Source organism: Streptomyces sp. NPDC045026 (assembly GCF_056432625.1).
Genome location: NZ_JBWKIS010000003.1, coordinates 424,762 through 449,642 on the forward strand (window position 1 = coordinate 424,762; position 24,881 = coordinate 449,642).

Annotated in this window: 15 protein-coding genes; 7 read left to right on the forward strand and 8 right to left on the reverse strand. The window is 71.1% G+C overall.

Annotated elements, in window-relative coordinates; genetic code table 11:
- Positions 1 to 92 precede the first annotated feature (92 nt).
- The 3 genes from treS to AC07EJ_RS09355 all read right to left on the reverse strand — a co-directional run bounded on the left by treS (position 93) and on the right by AC07EJ_RS09355 (position 5,334).
- On the reverse strand, positions 93 to 1,808 hold the full coding sequence (gene treS / locus AC07EJ_RS09345; protein ID WP_389478287.1) for a maltose alpha-D-glucosyltransferase: 1,716 nt from the start codon (positions 1,806 to 1,808) through the stop codon (positions 93 to 95).
- The gene (locus AC07EJ_RS09350) at positions 1,805 to 3,934 is read right to left on the reverse strand and encodes an alpha-1,4-glucan--maltose-1-phosphate maltosyltransferase (RefSeq protein WP_478884007.1); all 2,130 of its coding nucleotides are present in this window, start codon (positions 3,932 to 3,934) and stop codon (positions 1,805 to 1,807) included. The genes treS and AC07EJ_RS09350 overlap by 4 nt, the downstream gene beginning before the upstream one ends.
- Before the next feature lie 194 nt (positions 3,935 to 4,128).
- A complete protein-coding gene (locus tag AC07EJ_RS09355) occupies positions 4,129 to 5,334 on the reverse strand; it encodes a S8 family peptidase (RefSeq protein ID WP_389478290.1) in 1,206 nt (401 codons plus the stop codon).
- Between the two features lie 490 nt (positions 5,335 to 5,824).
- Here AC07EJ_RS09355 and glgP point away from each other — a divergent pair, with 490 nt between their 5' ends.
- Together glgP and AC07EJ_RS09365 are read left to right on the forward strand one after the other, a co-directional pair.
- Positions 5,825 to 8,443 carry an alpha-glucan family phosphorylase gene (gene glgP, locus AC07EJ_RS09360; RefSeq protein ID WP_478884008.1) on the forward strand — a complete coding sequence of 873 codons (2,619 nt, stop codon included), beginning with the start codon at positions 5,825 to 5,827 and terminating at the stop codon, positions 8,441 to 8,443.
- Positions 8,444 to 8,527: 84 nt separating this feature from the next.
- Positions 8,528 to 9,049: a GNAT family N-acetyltransferase gene (locus tag AC07EJ_RS09365; protein ID WP_393584876.1), complete on the forward strand. Its 522-nt coding sequence runs from the start codon at positions 8,528 to 8,530 to the stop codon at positions 9,047 to 9,049.
- A 61-nt stretch (positions 9,050 to 9,110) separates the two neighbouring features.
- On the opposite strand, the gene AC07EJ_RS09370 is transcribed toward AC07EJ_RS09365, so the two are convergent.
- From AC07EJ_RS09370 to AC07EJ_RS09385, 4 genes are all read right to left on the reverse strand, one after another.
- The gene (locus AC07EJ_RS09370) at positions 9,111 to 10,694 is read right to left on the reverse strand and encodes a M4 family metallopeptidase (RefSeq protein ID WP_393584877.1); all 1,584 of its coding nucleotides are present in this window, start codon (positions 10,692 to 10,694) and stop codon (positions 9,111 to 9,113) included.
- A 288-nt stretch (positions 10,695 to 10,982) separates the two neighbouring features.
- A complete protein-coding gene (locus tag AC07EJ_RS09375; protein WP_478884009.1) occupies positions 10,983 to 13,040 on the reverse strand; it encodes a M4 family metallopeptidase in 2,058 nt (685 codons plus the stop codon).
- Between the two features lie 385 nt (positions 13,041 to 13,425).
- Complete coding sequence (locus AC07EJ_RS09380) at positions 13,426 to 15,318, reverse strand: ABC transporter ATP-binding protein (protein ID WP_478884010.1); 1,893 nt, start codon at positions 15,316 to 15,318, stop codon at positions 13,426 to 13,428.
- On the reverse strand, positions 15,315 to 17,168 hold the full coding sequence (locus AC07EJ_RS09385) for an ABC transporter ATP-binding protein (RefSeq protein ID WP_389478299.1): 1,854 nt from the start codon (positions 17,166 to 17,168) through the stop codon (positions 15,315 to 15,317). The genes AC07EJ_RS09380 and AC07EJ_RS09385 overlap by 4 nt, the downstream gene beginning before the upstream one ends.
- A gap of 174 nt (positions 17,169 to 17,342) precedes the next feature.
- On the opposite strand from AC07EJ_RS09385, the gene AC07EJ_RS09390 reads away from it, so the two are divergent.
- From AC07EJ_RS09390 to AC07EJ_RS09405, 4 genes are read left to right on the forward strand one after another with little or no spacing between them, the layout of a single operon-like run.
- Positions 17,343 to 18,281 carry an ABC transporter ATP-binding protein gene (locus AC07EJ_RS09390; protein WP_393584884.1) on the forward strand — a complete coding sequence of 313 codons (939 nt, stop codon included), beginning with the start codon at positions 17,343 to 17,345 and terminating at the stop codon, positions 18,279 to 18,281.
- Positions 18,278 to 19,048, forward strand: a complete 771-nt coding sequence (locus AC07EJ_RS09395; protein WP_389478302.1) for an ABC transporter permease — start codon at positions 18,278 to 18,280, stop codon at positions 19,046 to 19,048. The genes AC07EJ_RS09390 and AC07EJ_RS09395 overlap by 4 nt, the downstream gene beginning before the upstream one ends.
- A 37-nt stretch (positions 19,049 to 19,085) precedes the next feature.
- Entirely contained in the window at positions 19,086 to 20,372 is a 1,287-nt protein-coding gene (locus AC07EJ_RS09400) for a sensor histidine kinase (RefSeq protein ID WP_389478303.1), read from the forward strand.
- Positions 20,362 to 21,006, forward strand: a complete 645-nt coding sequence (locus AC07EJ_RS09405) for a response regulator (protein WP_389478305.1) — start codon at positions 20,362 to 20,364, stop codon at positions 21,004 to 21,006. Before AC07EJ_RS09400 ends, AC07EJ_RS09405 begins: the two co-directional genes overlap by 11 nt.
- Here the strand turns inward: AC07EJ_RS09405 and glgX are convergent.
- On the reverse strand, positions 21,003 to 23,318 hold the full coding sequence (gene glgX, locus AC07EJ_RS09410) for a glycogen debranching protein GlgX (RefSeq protein ID WP_478884011.1): 2,316 nt from the start codon (positions 23,316 to 23,318) through the stop codon (positions 21,003 to 21,005). The two genes, AC07EJ_RS09405 and glgX, sit on opposite strands and share 4 nt — an antisense overlap.
- A 174-nt stretch (positions 23,319 to 23,492) precedes the next feature.
- Here glgX and AC07EJ_RS09415 point away from each other — a divergent pair, with 174 nt between their 5' ends.
- Positions 23,493 to 24,692, forward strand: a complete 1,200-nt coding sequence (locus tag AC07EJ_RS09415; RefSeq protein WP_389478309.1) for a L,D-transpeptidase — start codon at positions 23,493 to 23,495, stop codon at positions 24,690 to 24,692.
- The last annotated feature ends 189 nt before the right edge of the window (positions 24,693 to 24,881 follow it).

Below are 24,881 nucleotides of genomic sequence, written 5' to 3' on the forward strand. Positions count from 1 at the left end.
GCGGCAGAGGCAGAACGAGCGGGACGTGTCGGGGTGTGTGGTGATGGGTGCCCAGGGAGGGGCGGCGGAAACCGGCCCTCCCCGGGCGGCGTTCAGGCGTCCTTGCGCAGCCGGAACCAGTAGAAGCCGTGACCTGCGAGGGTGAGGAGATATGGCAGTTCACCGATGGCCGGAAAGCGCACCCCGCCGATCAGCTCGACCGGGTGGCGGCCGGTGAAGGCCTGGAGGTCGAGTTCGGTGGGCTGGGCGAAGCGCGAGAAGTTGTGCACGCACAGGACGAGGTCGTCCCCTTCCTCCCCTGATGCGGGGGCCTCCCGCAGAAAGGCGAGCACCGCCGGGTTCGTCGACGGGAGTTCCGTGTACGAGCCGAGGCCGAACGCCGGATTCTGCTTGCGGATCTCGATCATCCGCCGGGTCCAGTGCAGCAGTGACGACGGCGAGGTCATGGACGCCTCGACGTTGGTCACCTGGTAGCCGTAGACCGGGTCCATGATCGTGGGCAGGGAGAGGCGGCCCGGGTCGCTGGAGGAGAAGCCCGCGTTGCGGTCCGGGGTCCACTGCATCGGTGTGCGGACGGCGTCGCGGTCGCCGAGCCAGATGTTGTCGCCCATGCCGATCTCGTCGCCGTAATAGAGGATCGGCGAGCCCGGCAGAGAGAGCAGCAGAGCGGTGAAGAGCTCGATCTGGTTGCGGTCGTTGTCGAGGAGGGGCGCGAGGCGGCGGCGGATGCCGATGTTGGCCCGCATGCGCGGGTCCTTGGCGTACTCCGCGTACATGTAGTCGCGCTCTTCGTCGGTGACCATTTCGAGCGTGAGCTCGTCGTGGTTGCGCAGGAAGATGCCCCACTGACAACTCGACGGAATGGCAGGGGTCTTGGCGAGGATTTCCGAGACCGGATACCGCGACTCCCTGCGCACCGCCATGAAGATGCGCGGCATGACCGGGAAGTGGAACGCCATGTGGCACTCGTCGCCGCCGGAGGCGTAGTCGCCGAAGTAGTCGACCACGTCCTCGGGCCACTGATTGGCCTCCGCCAGCAGCACCGTGTCCGGATAGTGCGCGTCGATCTCCTTGCGGACCCGTTTGAGGAGCTCGTGCGTGGCCGGCAGGTTCTCGCAGTTCGTCCCTTCCTCGGCGTAGAGGTAGGGCACGGCGTCGAGCCGGAAGCCGTCGATGCCGAGGTCCAGCCAGAAGCGCAGGGCCGAGATGATCTCCTCCTGGACGCGCGGGTTCTCGTAGTTGAGATCCGGCTGGTGGGAGAAGAAGCGGTGCCAGTAGTACTGCTTGCGCACCGGGTCGAAGGTCCAGTTGGACGCCTCGGTGTCGACGAAGATGATCCGCGCGTCCTCGTAACTCTTGTCGTCGTCGGCCCAGACGTAGTAGTCGCCGTACGGCCCTTCGGGGTCCTTGCGGGACTCCTGGAACCACTCGTGCTGGTCGCTCGTGTGGTTCATGACGAAGTCGATGATCACGCGCATCCCGCGCTGGTGCGCGGCGTCGACGAACTCCACGAAGTCGGCCAGGTCGCCGAACTCGGGCAGGACGGCTGTGTAGTCGGACACGTCGTAACCGCCGTCCCTCAGTGGGGACTTGAAGAACGGTGGCAGCCACAGGCAGTCGACGCCGAGCCACTGGAGGTAGTCCAGTTTCGCGGTGATGCCCTTGAGGTCGCCGACTCCGTCGCCGTTGCTGTCCTGGAAGGAGCGGACGAGGACCTCGTAGAAGACGGCGCGTTTGAACCAGTCGGGATCGCGGTCCTTGGCGGGGGTGTCCTCGAAGGTGTCAGGGACGGGTTCATTGACGGTCATGGTGTGGGTGACCCTCCGATCAACGGTGAGGACGGTCGCAGGACGGTGAGGATGTGCGCGGGCGTACGGCCCGGCTCGAGGCGCACATAGTTGGCCCTGCCCCAGTGGTAGGTCTCACCGGTGAGCTCGTCGCGCATCGGTGCGGACTCGTGCCAGCCGAGTCCCAGTTGCGGCATGTCCAACGACACCGTCGCCTCCTGGGTGTGGTGAGGGTCGAGGTTGGCGACCACCAGAACCGTGTTCGAGCCGTGCGCTCCCGCGACCGCCTTGGAGTACGCGATCACCGTGTCCTTGTCGGTGTGGTGGAAGTGCACGTCACGCAGCCGGCGCAGGGCGGGGCTGCGGCGCCTGATGTCGTTGAGCCGGGTGATGAGGGGGGCGATCGAACGCCCCTCGTGCTCGGCCGACTCCCAGTCGCGCGGCCGGAGTTCGTACTTCTCCGAATGCAGATACTCCTCGCTACCGGGCCGTAGCGGGGCGTTTTCGCACAGTTCGTAGCCGCTGTAGACGCCCCAGGCGGGGGAGAGCGTGGCGGCCAGGACCGCGCGCACCTCGAACGCGGGGCGCCCGCCGTTCTGGAGGTAGGCGTGCAGGATGTCCGGGGTGTTCACGAAGAAGTTGGGACGCATGTACGCGGCCGTGTCCTTCGCCAACTCCGTGGCGTACTCGGTGAGTTCCTGCTTCGAGTTGCGCCAGGTGAAGTAGGTGTACGACTGCTGGAAGCCCGCCTGCGCGAGGGTGCGCATCATCGCGGGGCGCGTGAACGCCTCGGCCAGGAAGATCACGTCGGGGTCGGTGCGGTTGATCCCCTTGATGACCCGCTCCCAGAAGACGACGGGCTTGGTGTGCGGGTTGTCGACGCGGAAGATGCGTACGCCGTGGTCCATCCAGAAGCGCAGGACGCGGGTCGTCTCCGCGATCAGTCCCGGCATGTCCTGGTCGAAGGCGATCGGGTAGATGTCCTGGTACTTCTTCGGCGGGTTCTCGGCGTACGCGATCGTGCCGTCCGGCCGGTGGTGGAACCACTCGGGGTGCTTGTCCACCCACGGATGGTCGGGCGAGCACTGGAGCGCGAAGTCCAGCGCGATCTCCAGGCCCAGGTCCGCGGCCCGGCTCACGAACGCGTCGAAGTCGTCCAGGGTGCCGAGATCCGGGTGGATCGCGTCGTGACCGCCCTCCGGCGAGCCGATCGCCCAGGGGACTCCCACGTCGTGCGGCCCCGGGGAGAGCGAGTTGTCGGGGCCCTTGCGGTACGTGGTGCCGATGGGGTGGATCGGCGGCAGATAGAGGACGTCGAAGCCCATCGCGGCGATGGCCGGCAGGCGCTTCGCGGCGGTGTGGAACGTGCCGGACACCGGCGGCTCCCCCTCGCGCACGAGTGCGCCCTCCGAGCGCGGGAAGAACTCGTACCACGCGCCGTACAGCGCACGCTCGCGCTCCACGAGGAGCGGCAGCGGGTCGGAGCCGGTGACCAGCTCGCGCAGCGGGTGGCGGGTCAGGACCTCGTCGACCTTCGGGGTGAGCGCGGCGGCCAGGCGGGCCGCGGCCGGGCGCCCGGTGTCCCGGAGTGCGGCGGCGGCGCGCAGCACCGTCTCGCGCTGCCCCTTGCGCTGCGGTACGCCCTCGGCGGCGCGCTCGTACAGCAACGCGCCTTCCTCCAGGACGAGTTCGGTGTCGATGCCCGCCGGGACCTTGATCTGCGCGTGGCGGCGCCAGGTGGTGACCGGGTCGCCCCACGCCTCGACGAAGTAGGTCCAGCGGCCCTGCGACGTGGGCGTGATCTGCGCGCCCCAGCGGTCGGTGCCGGGGGCCAGTTCGCGCATCGGGGTCCATGGGCCCTTGTGGCCGCGAGGCGAGCGCAGCACCACGTTCGCGGCGACCGCGTCATGGCCCTCGCGGAAGACGGTGGCGCTGACCTGGAAGGACTCGCCCGCCACCGCCTTGGCGGGCCTGCGGCCGTGGTCCACGAGGGGCTGGACGTCCAGGACGGGGATCCGTCCGAGCGTGGTGGCGGCGGAGGTGACAGGTGGGCGCCGCCGGCCCGGTGGTTTCTGTGATGTCGCGCTTCTGGCCGACTGCTTCGCCGGTTCCGTGTGCGGCTTCGGCGAGGGACTCTGTGCGGGCATGACCGCTCCTGACCGCGGGGGTTCGGCTTGCGGAAACGGGGGTGACGACGAGGGTCGCGCAGTGTGTACCGGGGGAGCCTTCCACGGTCGCAGGGCGGGCAATCCGGCGCTTTGTTAACTACTCGCGCGTAAGCACACAGACAAGCCCGGCCCCGCCGCGAACGACGGGACCGGACCATGAACTCACCTTTCGATTACGGGTTGTTGACCTGGAGCAGCTTGTTCGGTGAGCCGGGCTGGGTGTCCGTCACCCGGCCCGTCGCCGCGCGCCCCGTCAGCGCCCGGCTCACCTCGGCCGGGCCCGCCGAGGGGTGGCCGGACAGGTACAGCGCGGCCGCACCCGCCGCGTGCGGCGACGCCATCGACGTACCGGAGAAGGTCGCCCTCCCCGTGTCGCTCGCGTACGACGCCGAGGTGATGTCGACGCCTGGCGCGAACAGGTCGACCCGGCTGCCCCAGTTCGAGAAGTCGGCGCGCCGGTCCGTGCGGTCGGTCGCGCCGACCGTGATGGCTTCTTTTACGCGGGCCGGCGAGTACAGGCTCGCCGGGAGGCCGTCGTTGCCGGCCGCGACCGTGTACGTGACGCCGGAGGCGATGGAGTTCCGCACCGCCGCGTCCAGCTGGGCGTTGGCGTAGCCGCCGAGGCTCAGATTCGCGACGGCCGGTTTGCGCGCGTTCTTCGTCACCCAGTCGATGCCCGCGATGACCTGGGCGGTCGTCCCGGAGCCCGCGTCGTCGAGCACGCGCACCGCGACCACGTCCGCCTTCTTCGCGACGCCGTAGCCCGCCCCGGCGACGGTTCCGGCCACATGCGTGCCGTGGCCGTTGCCGTCCCGGGCGGTCGCGTCGCCGTCGACGAAGTCCCAGCCGTAGTGCGCCCGGCCGCCGAAGTCCCGGTGCGAGATCCGGATGCCGGTGTCGATGACGTACGCCGTCACGCCCGAGCCCGCGGACTCGGGCCAGGTGTATGACTTGTCGAGCGGCAGATCGCCCTGGTCGATGCGGTCGAGCCCCCAGGACGGCGGGTTCTTCTGCGTGTGGTCGAGCGAGACCCGCGAGTCCTGGACGACCGCGGCGACCGACGGATCGGCCGCGAGCCTTCTGGCCTGGGTCTCGCCCGCCCGTACGGCGTACCCGTTCAGTGCAGTGCTGTAGGTGTGGCGTATTTTCGCCCCGTACTTCTCGGCGAGGCCCTTGCCCGTGCCGGACGGTGCCTGCGTTCCCCCCTTGAGCGTCACGATGTAACTGTCCGCGACGGCGCCGGGCTCACCGGCGCCGAGTATCCGTCCCAGCGGGGGCGCGGCATGCGCGGGCAGCGTGCCGGCCGAGAGCACCGCTGCCGTGGTCGCGGCGATGAGCGCGCCCGACCGGCGCAGCCGCCTCTTGCGCGTCGGATTCATGTCGTGAGTTCCCCTCCTCGACTCGGCGCGCGAGGACCGGAGTTGCGCGGCCGCCGGTCCTGACGGCCGGGAATCCACGCACACCGCTTGGCAGCCTCTCGTGCGGTGTCAGGCCCTACAAGACCGCATGAGGGGGCGGAATCGGCCATATTGCCCGTGGGGGACCGATGGCGGATGCTGCGAAGGCTGCGGCGAAAACCGGACTTCCTCCGGCCGGTACGCGGGCGGTGGCGCAGCGCGACCGGGAGCGGCGCGACGCACCGGGTCATCCTCATGGCGTACGACCGGCGCACCGGCCCGCTCCCCGTCAAGGACCCCCACGATGCGCCGAGATGTCCGTGAACCGGGTGCCGACGCGACCCCGTGCGCCGTGGTAGCCGGAGCCCGGTGGCCGTACCGTCGGAGTGACAGCCGGGGGCCGCTCGACGGAGCGCGTCCTCCTCGCACGTGTGCGCGTATGCCCGCCGCGTCCCCCTACAGAGGTGAGAACGTGAAGGCCATCCGTCGATTCACCGTCCGTCCCGTCCTGCCCGAGCCCCTCGCCCCCCTCCAAGAGCTGGCCCGCAACCTGCGCTGGTCCTGGCACACCGGGACGCGTGACCTCTTCCAGGCCGTGGACCCGGCGCGCTGGGCCGCGGCCGACGGGGACCCGGTGAGACTCCTCGGCGCCGTGCCGCACGCGCGGCTCGCCGAACTCGCGACCGACGAGGGGTTCCTGCGCCTGCTCGGCGAGGCCGCGGACGACCTCAGGTCCTATGTGGAGGGCGACCGCTGGTACCAGACGCAGATGCGGAGCGGCGGCCTGCCCGCCGCCATCGGATACTTCTCGCCCGAGTTCGGCATCACCGCCGCCCTGCCCCAGTATTCGGGCGGCCTCGGCATCCTCGCCGGCGACCACCTCAAGGCGGCCAGCGACCTCGGGGTGCCGCTGATCGGTGTAGGACTCCTCTACCGGCACGGCTACTTCCGGCAGTCCCTGTCCAGGGACGGCTGGCAGCAGGAGCACTATCCCGTGCTCGACCCGCACGAACTGCCGCTGACCCCGCTGCGCGAACCGGACGGCACCGACTGCCGCGTCGCGCTCGCCCTGCCCGGCGGCGGCCGGCTGCTCGCCCGCGTCTGGCAGGCGCAGGTCGGCCGCGTGCCCCTGCTGCTGCTCGACTCGGACGTCGAGGAGAATGGCCCCCGTGAACGCGACGTCACCGACCGGCTCTACGGCGGCGGCAGCGAGCACCGGCTCCTCCAGGAGATGCTGCTCGGCATCGGCGGGGTGCGGGCCGTGCGCGCGTACTGCCGGCTCACCGGCCATCCCGAGCCCGAGGTGTTCCACACGAACGAGGGGCATGCCGGTTTCCTCGGGGTCGAGCGGATCCATGAGCTGGCCGGACACGGCGTGGACTTCGACGCCGCCATCGAAGCCGTACGCGCCGGGACCGTCTTCACCACGCACACCCCCGTCCCCGCCGGCATCGACCGCTTCGACCGGGAACTCGTCGCCCGCCACTTCGGCCCCGGCGCCGAACTCCCCGGCATCGACGCCGCACGCATCCTCGGCCTCGGCATGGAGACGTACGCGGGCGGCGACCCGAACGTCTTCAACATGGCCGTGATGGGCCTGCGCCTCGCCCAGCGCGCCAACGGCGTCTCCACCCTGCATGGCAGGGTCAGCCGCGAGATGTTCTCGGGCCTGTGGCCGGGCTTCGACGCGGAGGAGGTCCCCATCACCTCCGTCACGAACGGCGTGCACGCGCCGACCTGGGTGGCCCCCGAGGTCCTGCGGCTCGGCGCGCGCCACGTCGGTGAACAGCGCACCCTGGACGCGCTCGCCGTCGCCGGATCCGACCGCTGGGACGCCGTCGCCGACATCGCCGACCAGGACATCTGGGACCTGCGGCGCGAGCTGCGCGGCCGTCTGGTGGAAGAGGTCCGCGAGCGCCTTGCCGCGTCCTGGCGCCAGCGCGGCGCGGGCGCGGCGGAACTGGGCTGGATCGACGGGGTGCTCGACCCCGACGTCCTCACCATCGGCTTCGCCCGCCGCGTCCCCTCCTACAAGCGGCTCACCCTGATGCTGCGCGACCCGGAACGGCTCAGGCGCCTCCTCCTCGACCCGGACCGGCCCGTCCAGATCGTCGTCGCGGGCAAGGCACACCCGGCCGACGACGGCGGCAAGCGCCTCGTGCAGGAGCTGGTGCGCTTCACCGACGACCCGCGCGTGCGCCACCGCATCGTGTTCCTGCCGGACTACGGAATGGCCATGGCGCAGAAGCTCTACCCCGGCTGCGACATCTGGCTCAACAACCCGCTGCGTCCCCTGGAGGCCTGCGGGACGTCCGGCATGAAGGCCGCCCTGAACGGCTGTCTCAACCTCTCCGTCCTCGACGGCTGGTGGGACGAATGGTTCACGCCCGACTTCGGCTGGGCGATCCCCACCGCGGACGGCACCGCGACCGACGAGCAGCGGCGCGACGACCTGGAGGCCGCGGCCCTCTACGACCTCGTCGAGCGCAGGGTTGCGCCCCGCTTCTACGAGCGCGGACCCGAAGGGCTGCCCGACCGCTGGATCGAGATGGTCCGCCGCACCCTCACCCATCTGGGCCCGAAGGTCCTCGCCGGGCGCATGGTCCGCGAGTACGTCGAGAAGCTGTACGCTCCCGCGGCCCGCTCGGGCCGCGCGCTCACCCCCGAGGCGGCGAGCGAACTCGCCCGGTGGAAGTCCCGCGTCCGCGCGTCCTGGCCCCGGGTGGCCGTCGACCATGTGGAGGCGTCCACGGCCACGGCCGAGCTCGGCGCGACGCTGGTGCTGCGCGTGCGGGTGGCGCTCGACGAGCTCGGTCCCGAGGACGTCGAGGTCCAGGCGGTGGCCGGCCGCGTCGGCTCCGACGACCGCATCACCGACGCGACGACGGTGGCCCTCAAGCCGGCCGGCGGCCCGGACCTGGACGGCCGCTGGGCGTACGAGGGCCCGCTCTCCCTCGACCGCACGGGCCCCTACGGCTACACGGTCCGTATCCTGCCCGCCCACCGGCTGCTCGCCTCGCCGGCGGAGACGGGCCTGGTGACCGTCCCGTCGGATACGGCGGCGGAAGCGGCGGGGGTGCTCTTGCGGTGACGATGCGCTGAGGGCAGCCGGGTGGTCTGGCGGTCGGGTGGCCGGGTGGTCGGCGGCGTCGCGGGTCTCGGCGAAGATGGACCCATGACCGAGATCCAGACGCCCCGCCTCCTGCTCCGCCGCTGGTCCGAAGACGACCTCGTGCCCCTGTCCGAGATCCAGGCGGACTCGGAGGTCATGCGCCAGGTCGGCGACGGCGGCCCGCGCGACCTGGAGCGGACGGCCGAGGACATCGAGCGCTGGGAGGAGGAGTGGGACGAGGAGGGCTTCGGCCCGTTCGCCGTCGAACTCCTCGCTTCCGGCGAACTGGCCGGCGTCGTCGGCCTCTCGGTGTCCGAGCTGCAGCCCGGCATCGAGATCAACTGGTGGCTCGGCCGCCAGTTCTGGGGCCAGGGCTACGCCTCCGAGGCCGCCCAGGCCACCTTGGAGTTCGCCCTCCAGGACCGCGGCGTCGACCGGGTCGTCGCCCTGATCCGTCCGGGCGACACGGGCTCGGAGAACGTCGCCCGCAAGCTCGGCATGACGGAGGGACACGAGTTCGCGCACCCGAAGCTCGGCTTCGCGCTCCAGGTGCACGAGATCGACCTCACGGAATACGAAGGCTGACGCCTGACGCGCGAAGGGGCGGCACCCGGCGGTGCCGCCCCCGACCTGCTTGTCCCTTACGTCACTTGACGTTGACCGCGGCCCACGCCCGGTCGACCGCCTTGTACTCCGCCGAGTCGGCGCCGTACAGGTCGGACGCCGCGCTCAGCGTGCCCTTGCGCGCGCCTGCGTAGTCCGTGTTCGTCGTGAAGTACGACGTCAGGGCCTTGAACCAGATCTGCTCGGCCTTGTCGCGGCCGATGCCCGCGGCCGGCTGGCCGTCCGCGGTCGGGGAGTCGTACGAGACCCCGTTGATCTCCTTCTTCCCGCTGCCCTCCGACAGGAGGTAGAAGAAGTGGTTGGCGATGCCCGACGAGTAGTGGACGTCGACGTTGCCCGCGCCGCTCTTCCAGTTGTCCAGGGACGCGCCGTCCTTGCTCGGCTTGTCCATGTAGCGCAGCGGGGAGCCGTCGCCGTTGATGTCGATCTTCTCGCCGATGAGGTAGTCGCCGACGTCCTTCGGGTTGTTCGCGTGGAACTCGACCGCGGTACCGAAGATGTCGGACGTGGCCTCGTTCAGGCCGCCGGACTCACCGCTGTAGATGAGGCCCGCGGTCGCCGCGGTGACGCCGTGCGACATCTCGTGGCCGGCCACGTCGATCGACGTCAGCGGCTTCTTGTCGCCCTCGCCGTCGCCGTACGTCATGCAGAAGCAGCTGTCGTCCCAGAACGCGTTGACGTACGCGTTGCCGTAGTGGACCCGCGAGTACGCGCCCTTGCCGTCACCGTTGATGCCGCTGCGGCCGTGCACGTCCTTGTAGTAGTCCCACGTGACCTGGGCGCCGTAGGCGGCGTCGACCGCGGCCGTCGCCGCGTCGTTGGTCGTGCCGTCGCCCCACTTGTCGTCGGCGTCGGTGAACAGCGTGCCCTTGCCGGACGACCCGTGCTTGAGGTCGTACGTGCTGTGGCCGCCGCGCTCCGCGTCCGTGAGGGCGTACGAGGAACCGGACTTGGTGGAGCCGACGGTCACGCTGCCGCTGTACTGGCTCTCGCCGGCGCCGGTGTGGATCGCGTCCCACTCGAAGATCTTCTTGCCGGTCGCGGCGTCCGTGACGACGTGCAGCTTGCGCGGCGTGCCGTCCTTCTGCTTGCCGGTGACGACCTTCTCGTAGGCGAGGCGCGGGGTGCCCGACGCCGCCCAGACCACCTTGCGGGCGCCCTCGGGGGCGGCCTTGAGCGAGGCGGAGGCCGTCGACACGGCGATTCTCTTCGAGGTCGCGCGGGTGACGCCCTCGGACTTGCCGGCCTTGGACTCGTGGACGACCAGGTCGCCGCCGAGGACCGGGAGTCCGTCGTAGGTGCGCTCGTAGCGGGTGTGCGTCGCGCCGTCGCGGTCCTTGACCACGTCACGCACGACGAGCTTCTCCTTGGAGCCGAGGTTCAGCTCCTTCGCCGTCTCGGCCTTCTTCGCGTCGGCGTCCTTGAGGAGGCCGGCGTGGGCGGCGCCCGAGAGCTTCATGGGCGCGGCGGCGGGCGTCGCGTCGGCGACGGGCTGCGCGGACGCGCCGGTGGTCATCCCGGCGGTCAGGAGGGCCCCGGCGGCAACGGCGGTGGCAATGGCCAGAGTCGAACGCTTCTTGGTGAAGCGCGATATGTGGGGGGTCACGCAAGCTCCTTGTGTGTGGGGTAAGAGAGCTGTGTGGTGCTGAAAAGCCGTGTGGTACTGGAATTGCTGGTGTTGCGTGGGGAAGCGTGCCAGTTGAGGCTTGTACATGTCAGGGGGGCGATCAGAGGTTGGCTGGAAATCGTCCGTTGAGCGATGCTCCTTGTACGTATTGCGAACGGAACATGAACGGGCGCGCCGTCCCGGGGAGTTCACTCACCCGGGGCGACGCGCCCAGACCGTGCGGGCCGAACAGATAATGACCGGACCGGAGTTACCGGTGTGTGCGGTCTACGGGAAGGTGAGCTTCCAGCTGTTGATGTAGCCGGTGTCCTGCGCGGCCACGTCCTGGACCTTCAGCTTCCAGGTGCCGTTGGCCACCTCGGAGGAGGCGTTGACCGTGTAGGTCGCGTTCACGTTGTCCGCCGAGTCGCTGCCGCTGGAGTTCTTCAGGCGGTACGTGGACCCGTCCGGGGCCACCAGGTCGACGACCAGGTCACCGCGCCAGGTGTGCACGATGTCCACGGCGACCGAGAGGTTGCTCGGCGCGTTGCCCGTGCGACCGGTCACGGCGATCGACGAGGTGACCGCCGCGCCGGCGTCCGGTATCGCGACGTCGGCCGTGTTCTCGAACGAGGTGCCGCCACCGCCGCCACCGGAGCGCGAGCCGACGGCTATGCCGGCCCAGGCGTCCTGTACGGCCTTGTACTCGGTGCTCGTGGTGCCGTAGAGCTCACCGGCCACCGCGAGCGTGCCGGTGCGCGCCGCCGCGTAGTTCGTGGTCGAGGTGAACTTCGTGGTGAGGGCCTTGAACCAGATCAGCTCGGCCTTGGCGCGGCCGATGCCGGTGACCGGAAGACCGTCTGCCGTCGGCGAGTTGTAGCTGACGCCGTTGATGACCTTGGCGCCGCTGCCCTCGCTGAGCAGGTAGAAGAAGTGGTTGGCGGGACCCGACGAGTAGTGCACGTCGAGGTTGCCGAGCCCGGAGTACCAGTTGTCCGGGGACGTGCCGTCCCTGCTGGGCTTGTCCTGGTAGCGCAGCGGGGTGCCGTCGCCGTTGATGTCGATCTTCTCGCCGATGAGGTAGTCACCGACGTCCTTGGTGTTGTTGGCGTAGAACTCGACCGCGGTGCCGAAGATGTCGGACGTGGCCTCGTTCAGACCGCCGGACTCACCGCTGTAGTTGAGACCGGCCGTCGCGGCGGTGACGCCGTGGGTCATCTCGTGGCCCGCCACGTCGATCGCGGTGAGGGGCTTGAGGTTGCCCTCTCCGTCGCCGTACGTCATGCAGAAGCAGCTGTCGTCCCAGAACGCGTTGACGTACGCGTTGCCGTAGTGCACCCGCGAGTACGCGGCGACGCCGTCGCCGTTGATGCCGGTGCGGCCCTGCACGTTCTTGTAGTAGTCCCAGGTCTCCGCCGCGCCGTAGTGGGCGTCCGCGGCCGCGGTCTCGGTGTTCGAGGCGCTGCCGTTGCCCCACACGTCGTCCGTGCCCGAGTAGAGCGTCCCGGTGCCGGACGAGCCGTGGTTCAGGTTGTACGTCTTGTGCCCGCCGCGCCCGGTGTCGTTGAGCGTGTACGACGATCCGGACAGGGCCGTGCCGAGCGTCACGGTGCCGCTGTACTGCGTGTTGCCCGTGCCGTTCTCGATGCCCTGCCACTCGTACAGCTTCTTGCCGGTCGCCGCGTCCGTGACGACGTGCAGCTGGTTCGGCGTGCCGTCGTCCTGGAGACCGCCGACCACGGTCTCGTACGCGAGGGTCGGCTTGCCCTGCGCCATCCACACGACCTTGCGCGGCGCGCGGTCCGCCGCGGTCTTCTTCGATCCGTCGGCCGTGGCGGCCTTGACCGCCTGCCGCTCCGCCGTGGCCGGCTTGACCGCCGCGGTGGTGGCGACGCCCTTGAGCGCCGACTTCGCGGCGCGCGTCACGCCCTCGGTCTTCCCGGACTTGGCGGTGTCGACGACCAGGTCACCGCCGAGGACGGGCAGCCCGTCGTAGGTGCGCTCGTAGCGGGTGTGCGTGGTGCCGTCACGGTCCTGGAGGACGTCCCGTACGACGAGCTTCTCCTTGGCGCCGAGGCCGAGGTCCTTGGCGGTGTCCGCCTTGGTGGAGTTGGCGTCGCGCAGCAGCTCCGCGCGCTTGGCGGGGGAGAGCTTCGCGGGGAGTGCGCCGGGGTCGGCGCCCTTCGCGACGGCCTGGGCGGCCGCCGCAGCCGGCTGGACGTCCGCCGAGGCCATGCCGCCCGCCTGGACGGCGGCGGCGAGCAGGGCGGTGACCGCGGCGAGCGCGCCGTAGGCGGTCGCCCTCTTGCGGGAGGCGGATCTGTGGGAGGTGTCGGACGTTCTCAAGGCTGACTCCTTCTGCGGGCCGCGGATCGCACGGCCGGGGAAGACCGGACGGCGAATGACCGTCCGGGCAGAACAAGGCAGAACAAGGCAGAACAGGGTGGTACGTGGTGCTGCGAAGTGGCACGAGGCGTTACGAGATGGAACTGCGAAGCCGGGCACAACTGGGCACATCGGGGCACAACAGGTCGTGCTGCAGTTCACGAACGGGCCGCGCCAGTTCGGCTGTGGGACAGCTGTGCGAGACCGAGGGAAGAGTGGCAGCAGAGAGCGTTGTCTGTCAGGAGCGCGTCAGGAGGTTGGCCGGAAATGGTCCGTTGCCCGGAGGTTCACGTTCGATATACGGAGCCGTTGCCCGGGTGCGGAGGGGCCGCGTCCGGGCCGCCGCTCAGCCGACCACGCTCTCCCGCCAGGCACGATGCAGATCCGCGAACGCTCCTGTACCGCAGATCAGTTGGTCCGGAGTGCCGTCCTCGGTGATCTGCCCGTGTTCCATGACCAGAACGCGGTCGGCGATCTCCACCGTCGACAGCCGGTGCGCGATGACGACCGCGGTACGGCCGCGCAGCACCGTGTGCATCGCGCGCTGCACCGCCCGCTCGCCGGGGATGTCCAGGGAGCTCGTCGCCTCGTCGAGGATCAGGACCGCCGGGTCGGCGAGCAGCGCGCGTGCGAACGCGACCAACTGCCGCTGCCCGGCTGAAATTCGACCCCCGCGTTTGCGCACATCCGTGTCGTAGCCGTCCGGGAGCGCCGTGATGAAGTCGTGCGCGCCGATCGCCTTCGCCGCGCGCTCGATCTCCTCGCGGCTCGCATCGGGCCGCCCGATCGCGATGTTCTCGGCGACCGTCCCGGAAAACAGGAACGCCTCCTGCGTCACCATCACCACGCCCCGCCGCAGCTCGGCCGTTCCCAGGTCGCGCAGGTCGACGCCGTCGAGCAGGACCCGTCCCGCCGAGGGGTCGTAGAAGCGGGCCAGGAGCTTGGCGAGCGTCGACTTCCCCGCGCCCGTCGAGCCGACGACGGCGACCGTCTGCCCCGCGGGCAGAGTGAGGTCGAAGAGGGGGAGCACCTCGCCGCCGGTGCGGTAGCCGAAGGAGACCTGGTCGAAGATGACCTCGCGGCCCGGCCGGTCACCGGCGAGTCCGGGCAGTGTGCTCGGCGACGACGGCTCCGGCACCGTCGGCGTCTGGTGCAGCAGACCCGCGATCTTCCGCAGCGAAGCGGCCGCGGACTCATAGGAGTTGAGGAACATCGCGAGCCGGTCGATGGGGTCGTACAGGCGGCGGATGAACAGCACGGCGGCCGCCAGGACACCCAGTTCGAGCGTGCCGTCGGCGACGCGGTAGGCGCCCCACAGGACCATTCCGGCCACCGCGGTGTTCGCGAGGAGGCGGGAGCCGACGACGTAGCGCGCCATCTCCAGCATCGCGTCGCCGTTGAGCCGCTCGTGACGGTGGTTCAGCCCGGCGAAGTCCGCGTCGTTGGCGCGCTCGCGGCGGAAGGCGCGCACCGGCCTGATCCCGTTCATCGTCTCGGCGAACTTCACGATGACGCGCGCGATCGCGGAGGACCGCACCGCGTACACCCGGGCCGCGCGCCGCCGGTACAGCTGGATCAGAACGGTGAGCGGCAGGAACGACAGGGCGGCCACGGCCCCGATGCCGACGTCGAGCCAGAGCAGCATCGCCGTGATGTACACGGAGGCCAGGACGATGTTGATGAGTTCCTGGAGCCCCTCGGCGAGCAGCTCGCGCAGGGACTCGACGTCCGTCGTCGCCCGGGAGATGAGCCGCCCCGACGTGTAGCGGTCGTGGAAGTCGACGCTGAGGGCCTGCGCGTGCCGGAAGATCCGGCCGCGCAGGTCGAGCAGCACGTTCTGGTTCACCCGCGCCGACACCTGCACGAACGCGAACTGGAGGAGGGCGGAGCAGGACGCCGCCAGGAGATAGCCGACCGCCACCGCGATCAGCGGGCCGTGGTCGCTCGCACGGAACGCAGGCACCGCACGGTCGATGGCGTACGCGACGAGCAGCGGCCCCACCTGCACCGCGGCCTGCCGGAGCAGCAGACACAGCACGGCCAGCCACACGGTGCGCCGGCACGGCGCGAGCAGGGAGCGCAGCAGCGTGCCGGTCGCTCCCTTGGGGGTGGGCAGGTCGTCCTGGTCGAAGGGGTCGCCGGGCGAGGGGAGCCGCAGTTCCCCGCCGTCGTCGCTGACGTCTCCGTCTTCGGCCGCCGGATCCCGCGGCGTACGGTCCGGCCGGGTCGTCGTGGTCATCGCGTGCCCTTCCCCTCTGGCCCGTCTTGCCCGTCCTCTTCGATCCCGGTCTCCGGGTCCGCACCGGACATGAGATGCCGGTACTCGGCGTTCGCGCGCAGCAGCTCCTGGTGCGTGCCCACGGCGGTGATCCGGCCGCCCGACAGCAGGGCGACGCGGTCCGCGAGCAGCACCGTCGACGGCCGGTGCGCGACGACGAGCGCCGTGCTCGCGGCGAGCACCTCCCGCAGGGCCGCCTCCACCAGGGCCTCCGTGTGCACGTCGAGCGCGGACAGCGGATCGTCGAGCACGAGGAAGCGCGGACTCCCCACGACCGCGCGGGCGAGTGCGAGCCGCTGCCGCTGCCCGCCGGAGAGGCTCAGCCCCTGCTCGCCGACCTGCGTACCGGCCCCCTCCGGCAACGCCTGCACAAACCCCGCCTGTGCGACCCCGAGCGCCCGGTCGAGCTGCGCCGCGTCCGCGCCGGCCGCCCCCATCAGCACGTTCTCCGCGACGGACGCCGAGAACAGCGTCGGCTCCTCGAAGGCCACGGAGACGAGGGTGCGCAGCTCCTCGCGCTCCATGGAGACGATGTCCCGCCCGTCGAGCGTGATCCGCCCGCCGGTGAGCTCGTGCAGCCGGGGCACGAGCGCGGTCAGGGTCGTCTTGCCGCTGCCGGTCGCCCCGACGAGCGCCATGGTCTCCCCGGACCGCACCTCCAGATCGATCGAAACGAGGACGGGCTCGGACGCGTCGGGGGCGTCCGGATAGCGGAAGCGGACCCCTTCGAACCGCAGCCCGCCCGCGGTGTCCTGCGGGGCGGGGGCGCCCGCCGCCGGGACCTCCTCGCTCTCCTGCGGCGCGTCCAGGACCTCGAAGATCCGGCGGGTCGCCGTCGCCGCCTCCTGGCTCATGGCGACCAGGAACCCGATCGAGTCGATCGGCCAGCGCAGGGCGAGCGCCGTCGACAGGAAGGCCACCAGCGTCCCGGCGGACAGCTTCCCGTCCGCGACCTGCACGGAGCCGAGCACCAGCGCGGCCCCGAGCGCCAGCTCCGGAAGCAGCGTGATCACTGAGAGGACCCCGGCGAGCAGCCGCGCCTTGGTGAGCTCGATCCCGCGCAGCGTGCGCGACAGCTCGCGAAAGGCCCGTGCCTGACTGCGGTGCCGCCCGAACCCCTTGATGATCCGGATCCCGAGAACGGACTCCTCGACCACGGTGGTCAGATCACCGACCTGGTCCTGGGCGCGGCGCGAAGCCGACGCGTACGTCGACTCGAAGCGGTAGCAGAGCACCATCAGCGGCAGCGCGGGCGCCAGCAGGATGAGCCCGAGCCCCCAGTCCTGCGCGACGAGCAGCACGAACCCGGCGACGATCGTCACGCCGTTGACGATCAGGAACGTCAGCGGAAAGGCCAGGAACATCCGTACGACCATGAGGTCGGTCGTCCCGCGTGACAGCAGCTGCCCCGAGGCCCACCGGTCGTGGAACGCGACGGGCAGCCGCTGGAGATGGCGGTACAGATCCGCCCGCATGGCCGCCTCCACCCCCGCGAGCGGTCGCGCCACCAGCCACCGTCTCAGCCCGAACAGCAGCGCCTCGGCGACCCCGAGCGCCAGCAGCACGCCCGCGCCCAGCCACACCCCGCCCGGGTCATGGTCCGTGACCGGCCCGTCCACGATCCACTTCAGGACGACGGGGAAGACGAGCGACAGACAGGAGGCGACCACGGCGACCGCCGCGGCCCCGGCCCAGCGCGCCCGCACCGGCCGTACGTAAGGCCACAGGCGCAGCAGCGTGCGCACGGCGGACTGCTCCGCCGCCGGGGCGAGTTGGTCGGGGTCCGTGGCCGGTGCATGCGTAGTGGGCATCAGGAGTGAGACTACGGATCGGCACTGACAACGCCACCGGGTTTTCCGGCGATCGGGCTACGGCGCCACGGCCGTCCCCTCAGGAGTCGTAGCTCCGTATCAACCGATCGGCTGATGCCCTTTCGAGCGCGTTGGGCGATGCCCGGGAGGGTCCCGCGCGGGGATTCTCGGAGCATGACCACGACACACAGCGCAGCACGGGGCGAGCGGCCCCTGATCGAGGTCGCCGGGCTCCGCAAGGTCTACGCCGGGCGGGCCGTCGTCGACGACCTGTCGTTCACCGTCGGGGAGGGCGAGATCTTCGGCATCCTCGGCCCGAACGGCGCCGGCAAGACGACCGCGGTCGAATGCGTCGAGGGGCTGCGCGTCCCCGACGCCGGCCGCGTCCGCGTCGCGGGCCTCGACCCCGTCGCCGACCACGACCGCGTCACCGAAATCCTCGGTGCCCAGCTCCAGGAGAGCGAACTCCAGGCGAAACTCACCGTCCGCGAGGCGCTCGAACTGTACGCGGCGTTCTACCCGAACCCCGCCGACTGGCGCCCCCTGGCCGAGCGCCTGCGTCTCACCGACAAGCTCGGCACCCGGTTCGCGAAACTCAGCGGCGGCCAGAAGCAACGCCTGTTCATCGCGCTCGCGCTGATCGGCAACCCGCGGGTCGTCGTCCTCGACGAGCTGACGACCGGCCTCGACCCGCGCGCCCGCCGCGACACCTGGCAGCTCATCGAGGACGTCCGCGACAGCGGCGTCACCGTCCTGCTCGTCACCCACTTCATGGAGGAGGCACAGCGCCTCTGCGACCGGATCGCCGTGATCGACAAGGGCCGGATCGCCGCGCTCGACACCCCGGCCGGGCTGATCCGCCAGGCCGCGGGGGCCACCGTCATCTCCTTCACGCCGTCCGCGCCGCTCGACGAGCGCGAGCTGGCCGGGTTGCCGGGGCTCGCCTCCGCCGACCACCGGGACGGACGGGTCACCCTCACCGGCAGCGACGAGACGGTCAACGCCGTGCTCACCCTGCTCGCCCGCCACCACATCACCGCCCACCAACTCCGCGTGTCCGACGCCACGTTGGACGACGCGTTCCTCGATCTGACGGGAGCCGGTCAGTCATGAGCACCGCCACCGCTGTCCCCGCGCGCCGGCCGAGCGCCGACGCCGCCGTCCTGAAGGCCGAGGTCCGCCTGTTCCTGCGGGAGCCGGGCGCCCTCTTCGGGATCGCGGTGTTCCCGCCCGCGCTGCTGGTCATCCTCGGCTGCATCCCGGCCTTCCGCGAGGCCGACTCCGGGCCCGACGGCCTGCGCCTCATCGACGCCTACGTCCCCGTCACCGTGCTGCTGCCGCTGATCGTGGCGGGCCTGCAGGCGATGGCCCCGGTCATCGCCGGGCACCGCGAGCGCGGCATCCTGCGCCGGATGTCGACGACGCCGGTGCGGCCGCGCGCGCTGCTCGGCGCGCAGATGGCCATCCACGGTGTCGCCGCGCTCCTGTCCTCGCTGCTCTCGCTCGCCATCGGGCGGATCGCCTTCGACGTACGGCTGCCGCAGCAGGCGGCCGGCTATCTGCTGGCGCTCGTCCTCTCGGCGGTCGTCGCCCTGGCGCTGGGCGCGCTGGTCGCCGCCCGCGCCCGCACGCAGAAGGTCGCCGGTGCCATCGGCTCGGCCGTGTTCTTCCCGAGCATGTTCTGCGCCGGGGTGTGGCTGCCGGTGCAGTCGATGCCGCACACGCTGGCGAGCGTCGTCGAGCTCACGCCGTTCGGTGCCGCGTCCCAGGCCATGAGCGAGGCCGCCGCCGGTGGCTGGCCCTGGTCGCACCTGGCCGTGCTGGTCGTCTGGGCGGTGCTGCTGTCGGGTGCCGCCGCCCGCTGGTTCCGCTGGGAGTGAGCCGATGACCGCAGGTGCGGCCGTGCAGACTGGGTGCATGACGACGGCAACGGACCAGGGCAGCGCAGCCGCCGAGGCGGCCAGGACGGTCGCGGAGCGCTGGGCCAACTTCCACCGCTACGGCCCCTTCGGCCTGCTCGTCGTCGGCGTCGTCCTGTCCGTCGCGACGGCCGACGTCGTCGGCATGGACCGGACCGACTGGTACGTCTTCTGGCCCCTGTCCGCCGGCGCGCTCGCCCTCCAGCTGTGGTGGAGCCGGGCCATGCGCACCAGGCCGGGCCCGACCCCCGCCGGTGTCTTCTACTACTGGGTCCGCTGGGCCATCGCCTTCGTCGGTTCCCTGATCAACCCGTTCTACGTGTTCTACGCGGCCTGCGGCTACTTCGACGTCGAGCGCCTGCTGCCGCGCCGCCAGGTCAGGCCGGGCCTGTTCGCCGCGATCGTCGTCGTGGCGGGTTCCCAGTCCGGCGGCCTGCCGCCGGACAACTCGGCCGGCTGGGTCCTGTTCGGCGGGCTGCTGGCCGTCAACTCCGTCCTGGTCGGGTTCATGGGCCACATCAACAACAAGGAGAAGGAACAGGCCCGCATCCAGATCGAGACCATCGCCGAACTGGAACGCACGAACACCGCGCTCCAGCAGGCCCTGGACGAGAACGCCCAGCTCCACACCCAACTCCTCGTCCAGGCACGGGAAGCGGGCGTCGCCGACGAGCGCCGCCGCCTCGCCGCCGAGATCCACGACACCATCGCGCAGGGCCTGACGGGGATCATCGCCCAGCTCCAGGTCGTCGCGGGCACCGCCGACCCGGCCCAGGCCCGCCAGCACCTCGACCGCGCCGCCGACCTCGCCCGGCACAGCCTCGGCGAGGCCCGCCGCTCCGTGCACAACCTCTCCCCGGCGGCCCTGGAGAACGCCTCCCTGCCCGAGGCGCTGAAGAAGACCGTCACCGAGTGGTCCCGGCGCACCGGCGTACGCGCCGAGTTCACCGTCACCGGCACCACGGAGCAGCTGCACGAGGAGATCGAGGCGACCCTCCTGCGCATCGCCGAGGAGGCCCTGTCGAACGCGGGGCGGCACGCCCACGCCGGACGGCTCGGCGTCACGCTCTCCTACATGGCAGGCGAGGTCACCCTCGACGTACGCGACGACGGCCGCGGCTTCGACCCCCTGGAGCTGCCCGCCCGCACGGGTACCGGCGGCTTCGGCCTCGACGGGATGCGGGCCCGCGCCGAACGCATCGCGGGCGCGCTGACGGTCGAGTCGGAGCCGGGCGGCGGCACGGCCGTCTCGGCTCGCGTACCGTTGGTGCGCCATGACCAGTGACTCCGTCATCTCCCTGCTGATCGTCGACGACCACCCCGTCGTACGGGACGGCCTGCGCGGCATGTTCGAGTCGGCCGGCGACTTCACGGTCCTCGCCGAGGCGTCGAACGGCGTCGAGGCCGTCGAACTGACCGCCCGCCTCGACCCGGACGTCGTCCTCATGGACCTGCGCATGCCCGGCGGGAACGGCGTGGACGCCATCAAGGAACTCACCCGCCGGGGCGCCCGCTCCCGCGTCCTCGTCCTCACCACGTACGACACGGACTCGGACACGCTGCCCGCGATCGAGGCGGGCGCCACCGGCTACCTCCTCAAGGACGCCCCGCGCGAGGAGCTGTTCACGGCCGTACGCGCCGCAGCCGACGGCCGCACCGTGCTGTCCCCGGCGGTCGCCTCCCGTCTGGTCACCGCGGTCCGCACCCCGGCCGCCCCGGCCGACGAACCCCTCTCGGCCCGCGAGCGCGAGGTCCTCGCCCTGGTCGCCAAGGGCACGTCGAACAAGGAGATCGCCCGCGTCCTGTTCATCAGCGAGGCGACCGTGAAGACCCATCTCACCCATGTCTACGGCAAGTTGGGCGTGAAGGACCGGGCCGCGGCGGTCGCCGTGGCGTACGACCGGAAGATCCTCGGCTAGCGGCTGGGGCCCTCCCCGTTGTCGGAGGGCAGCACCCGCAGCAGCAGCACCGTCCGGCCCGGCACGGTGATCACCGCCCCCGCCGCGTGCGTCACCGCCGGCGCGTCCCGCTGCCCCTCCAGCGACGTGTCCACCACGACCTCGTACGCGCGTGCCCACGGCCCGCCGGGCAGGACATAGCTCTCCGGGCGGTCCCCGGCGTGCAGGACCGCGAGGAAGCTGTCGTCCGTCACGGGCGCGCCCAGCGCGTCGCGGCCCGGGATGTCGCGCCCGGAGAGGTACATCCCGAGCGTCGCCGCCGGCGCGTACCAGTCCCGCTCCGTCATCTCCGTGCCGCGGGCCGTGAACCACGCGAGGTCCCGCAGCCCGTCCGCCGAGTGCGCGCGCCCGGAGAAGAACGCGCGCCGCCGCAGCACCGGATGCGCGTGCCGCAGCGCGATGAGCCGCGAGGTGAGGTCGGACAGGGCCCGCCAGCCCGGTTCTTCGAGGAGCGACCAGTCCACCCAGCTGATCTCGTTGTCCTGGCAGTACGCGTTGTTGTTGCCGCCCTGCGTGCGTCCCAGCTCGTCACCGGCGACGAGCATCGGCACCCCGGTGGACAGCAGCAGCGTCGTCAGCAGATTCCTCAACTGCCGCCGTCGCAGGGCGAGTACGTCCTCGTCGGCCGTCTCGCCCTCCACGCCGCAGTTCCAGGCGCGGTTGTCGTCGGTGCCGTCGCGATTGCCCTCGCCGTTGGCCTCGTTGTGCTTGCGGCCGTACGACACCAGGTCGCGCAGCGTGAACCCGTCGTGGGCGGTGACGAAGTTGACCGACGCGTACGGGCGCCGCCCGCCCCACGCGTACAGGTCGCTCGACCCGGACAGGCGGTAGCCCAGGTCCCGCACGTCCGGCAGGGCGCCGCGCCAGAAGTCCCGTACGGCGTTGCGGTAGCGGTCGTTCCACTCCGTCCACAGGGGCGGGAAGGCGCCGACCTGGTAGCCGCCCGAGCCCACGTCCCAGGGCTCCGCGATCAGCTTCACCCGCCGCAGGACCGGGTCCTGCGCGATCACCGCGAGGAACGGCGACAGCATGTCCACGTCGTGCATCGAGCGGGCGAGCGCCGCCGCCAGGTCGAAGCGGAACCCGTCCACGCCCATCTCCGTCACCCAGTAGCGCAGGGAGTCGGTCAGCAGGCGCAGCACGTGCGGCTGCACGACGTGCAGGGTGTTGCCGCAGCCCGTGTAGTCCGCGTACCGGCGCGCGTCGTCCTGGAGGCGGTAGTAGCCGCGGTTGTCTATGCCCTTCAGGGACAGCGTCGGGCCCAGCCCGCCCGCCTCCGCCGTGTGGTTGTAGACCACGTCGAGGATGACCTCGATCCCGGCCGCGTGCAGCGCCCGCACCATCCGCTTGAACTCGCCGACCTGCTGGCCGCCGGTCCCCGACGCCGAGTACGCCGCGTGCGGGGCGAAGTACCCGATGGAGTTGTAGCCCCAGTAGTTGTGCAGTCCGCGCCGCAGCAGGTGGTCCTCGTGGGCGAACTGGTGCACAGGGAGCAGCTCGACGGCCGTCACCCCCAGCTTCACCAGATGCTCCACGGCCGCGGGATGCGCGAGCCCCGCGTACGTCCCCCGCAACTCCTGCGGGATCCCCGGGTGCAGCTTGGTGAACCCCTTCACATGCAGCTCGTAGATCACCGAGTCCGCCCACGGCGTCTTCGGACGGCGGTCGTCGGCCCACTCGTCGTCGGGCGCGTCGTCGTGGACGACCACCCCCTTGGGGACGAACGGCGCCGAGTCCCGGTCGTCTCGCACCGTGTCGGCCACGTGCTGCTCGGGCCAGTCGCGCACATGGCCGTACACCTCGGGCGGCAGGCCGAAAGTGGAGTAGTCGCCGTCCACGGCGCGCGCGTACGGGTCGAGGAGCAGCTTCGCCGGGTTCCAGCGGGCGCCGGTCCACGGGTCCCAGCGGCCGTGCACGCGGAACCCGTACCGCTGCCCCGGCAGCACGTCCGGTACGAAGCCGTGCCAGATCTCGTGCGTCAGCTCGGTCAGCGGGGCGCGCCGCTCGCGGCCCGCCTCGTCGAAGAGACAGAGGTCGACCGACTCGGCGCCGCCCGCCCAGAGCGCGAAGTTGGTGCCCGCCGTGCCGTCGGGTCCGACCCGGAAGCGCGCGCCCAGCGGGGTCGGGGCGCCCGGCCACACCGGCTCGACGGGCGGCGGCCGCTCTCTCGTGCGGCGGCCCTTCCTTCCGGTCGCGGAGCGCGCCTGCGGAACCCCCGCGGGCCGTTCCACCAGGGCATCCTGTGGTGCCTCCTGCTCGGGTGCGCTCGCCACCTGTCATGCCTCCCGCGGCTCGGTCGGGCCGGCGCCACCGGCAGGGGAAGGGCGTGCGGCGTCCCGGCCGCGGCTCCCCGTCGCGTCGTCCTCCCCAGTGTTCTGCCCAGAGCTTGGGTCGCACTCACGTTTCCCCGACGGGGTGACGGTCGTTGAGCAGGCGTGAGAACTGATGTGAGACGCGCAGGGGCCGCGCTGGCCGCCGTACTGACCTGGGCGGTGGTGCTGACCGGAGTCACCGGATGCAGCGCCACCGACTCTCTGTTCGGCAAGCCGCGGTCCCCCGAGGAAGCGATCAGAGTTGTCCCGGCAAACGGGGCGAAGAACGTACGGACCGATCGGCCGATGGAGGTGAAGTTGCCGGACGGCCGCCTGGAATCGGTCAAGGTCAAGAAGTTCCAGGACGGACAGGAGACCCTGGTACCCGGCCGGATCGACGACGACGGTACGCGATGGCGGCCGACCGCGCGGCGGCTCGCGGGCGCCGCAAAGTTCACCGTGGACGTGGTGGCGGTCGACGAGGACGGCCACCGTTCGGCCCGCCACACCACCTTCACGACGTCCGTCCCGGACAAGCGGTTCGTCGGCTACATGACGCCGGAGAACCGTTCCACCGTAGGCACCGGCATGATTGTCTCGCTCGAGTTCAACAGGCCCATCGAGAACCGTGCCGCCGTCGAACGAGCCATCCACGTCACGGCGAAGCCCGCCGTGGACATCGCCCCGCACTGGTTCGGCAAGTCCCGCCTCGACTTCCGGCCGCGCGCCTACTGGGAGCCGGGCACGAAGGTGACGGTCGATCTGGGGCTGCGCGACGTGGAGGGCGCCCCCGGCGTCTACGGCATCCAGCACAAGAAGATCGGCTTCACCATCGGCCGTAGCCAGATCAGCACGGTGGACGCGGCCGACGACACGATGGAGGTACGCCGCAACGGCGAACTCCTCGACACCCTCCCCATCACCGCCGGGGCGGCCAAGACGCCCACGTACAACGGGAAGATGGTCGTCAGCGAGATGCTCGAGGTGACCCGGATGGACAGCCGCACCGTCGGGTTCGGCGGCGAGTACAACGTCCCCGAGGTGCCGCACGCCATCCGGCTGACGACGTCGGGCACGTTCCTGCACGGCAACTTCTGGACGAAGTACGCCTTCGGCGAAAGCAACATCACCCACGGCTGCGTGGGGCTGCCCGATGTGAAGGCCGGCGACGCCGACGCATCGGACACACCCGCCGCCTGGTTCTTCGACCGCACTCTCATCGGCGACGTGGTCGAAGTGGTCAACAGCACTGACAAGACCGTCGCTCCCGACAACGGCCTCGGCGGCTGGAACATGAACTGGAAGGACTGGACCGCGGGCTCCGCCGCCGGCTGATCCCCGCGCGGCCGGCCAACCCGCCCCCCGCCCCGCGCCCTGCCCCATGCCCCCTCAAAGCCCCACCAGTTGGGACTGAACGGTGACATACGTGGGGATCCATAACCGCAGGTCGTGTGGTTATCTTTCGCAGTGCGCGCCAGGACGCGCTGGGGTGGGGGCCTGACCGGCCTTGCGCGAGGGGAGATC